Origin of the sequence: Burkholderia sp. Ax-1720 (genome assembly GCF_011753035.1) — a bacterium.
In the GTDB taxonomy this organism is placed as follows: Bacteria; Pseudomonadota; Gammaproteobacteria; order Burkholderiales; family Burkholderiaceae; genus Burkholderia; species Burkholderia gladioli.
This window is the reverse complement of sequence record NZ_VWWK01000409.1, coordinates 1-1,602: the sequence shown is the minus strand read 5'-3', so window position 1 is coordinate 1,602 and position 1,602 is coordinate 1. Positions and strand designations below refer to the sequence as shown.

2 protein-coding genes are annotated in these 1,602 nt (G+C 70.8%); one reads left to right on the top strand and one right to left on the bottom strand.

Annotation, left to right across the window (positions count from 1 at the left end; translation table 11 throughout):
* Window positions 1-113: 113 nt before the first annotated feature.
* Window positions 114-1,019: a LysR family transcriptional regulator gene (locus F3J18_RS37265; RefSeq protein WP_025097062.1), complete on the bottom strand. Its 906-nt coding sequence runs from the start codon at window positions 1,017-1,019 to the stop codon at window positions 114-116.
* Between the two features lie 150 nt (window positions 1,020-1,169).
* On the opposite strand from F3J18_RS37265, the gene F3J18_RS37260 reads away from it, so the two are divergent.
* Window positions 1,170-1,602 (top strand): enoyl-CoA hydratase-related protein (locus F3J18_RS37260; protein WP_205195732.1); only part of this gene is annotated, 433 nt, incomplete at its 3' end.

Here is a 1,602-nt window from a genome sequence, read left to right as displayed (position 1 = left end):
TCGGCCAGGCGCGCGGGGTGAGGCGCGAGCCGCCCGGCCGGAGCGTCGGGCGGCTTGGCGCGCGGGGCCGCTCGCCCGCTCCGGGCTGGAGCGGGCCGTGCCCTCCCGGCGGCTCAATCGACCAGCCGCCCCGACAGGCGCGCCTGCTCCAGGATGAAGTCGATGAAGGTGGCGGTGGCGCGCGTGTGATGGCGGTTCGGCATGTAGAGCATCGCCATGCGCGTGCCGAAGATGCTGAGCCGGTAGGCATCGAGCGTGGTGACCACCGCGCCGCGCCGCAGGTCGTCCTGGATCACGTAATCCGGCACGATGCCCACGCCGAGCCCGGCCAGCACGGCCTGGCGCAGGAACAGGAAGTTCTCGGAGATCAGGGTGGGCGCGAGCAGCACCTCGTGGCGGTCGCCGTCGAGGTAGGCGGCGATGCGCAGCTGGCGGCCGACCACCGTGGCGGTGATCAGCGGCGCGTCGGCCAGCGCGTCGAGCGTGGCCGGCATGCCGTGCCGCGCGGCGAACTCGGGCGAGGCGCAGGCGACATAGCGCACCGCGCCCATGTCGCGCGCCACCAGGTTCTGCGGCGGCTCGGACATCACCCGCACCGCGATGTCGACCTCGTCGCGCAGCAGGTCCTCGACGCGATTCTCGAACACCACGTCGAGCACGATGCCGGGATAGTTGCGCTTGAAGGCCAGCAGCCAGTCGGACATCACGATCTGCCCATAACCGCTCGGCACCGACAGCCGCACGCGGCCCTGCAGGGCCTGGCCGAGCGTGGCGACGGTTTCCTGCGCGGCCAGCAGTTCGTGCTGGATGCGCCGGCCGTGCTCGACCAGGCGCAGCGCCACCTCGGTCGGCTCGATGCGGCGCGTGGTGCGCCGCACCAGTTGCAGCCCCACCGACTTCTCCAGCTGATTGAGCCGGTAGCTGACATTGGCGCGGCTCATCTTGAGCCGGCGCGCGGCATTGCTGAGATTGCCGGCATCGAGGATCTCCACCAGCAGGGTCAGCGCATTGAGGTCCATTCCGGCATCCATCGCTTGATTGTCAAAAGAATTTTGACAGCTTGTAAAAGGATCTGGAAATTGTCAATCCGGCTCGATCAATCGAGAATCGTGAATCCGCGAGGCGAGCCGCAACGCGCCCGCGCGCCCGATTCCATCCCAGGAGACACGATGAGCGCCCCGAATCCCTCCGCTGCCGCCGCTGCCGGCACCGTCACGCGCGAACGCCGCGACAAGGTGCTGGTGGTCACGGTCGACCATGCTCCCGTCAATGCGCTGTCCACCGACGTCCGGCGCGGCTTGCTGGAGGCGATCGAGGCCGCCGCCGGCGACGCGGCGGTGGAGGCGGTGCTGATCGTCGGCGCGGGCCGCAATTTCATCGCCGGTGCCGACATCCGCGAATTCGGCAAGCCGCCGCAGCCGCCCGCGCTGCCCGAGGTCTGCCGCCGCATCGAGGACAGCGCCAAGCCGGTGGTGGTCGCGCTGCACGGCGCGACGCTGGGCGGCGGCCTGGAGGTGGCGCTCGCCGCCCATTACCGCCTCGCGCTGCCGGGCGCCACGCTGGGCCTGCCCGAGGTGCTGCTGGGCCTGCTGCCCGGCGCCG

Excerpts from the sequence above, each read along its gene's own strand:
- F3J18_RS37265 (WP_025097062.1), bottom strand. The coding sequence starts at position 1,019 with ATGGACCTCAATGCGCTGACCCTGCTGGTGGAGATCCTCGATGCCGGC.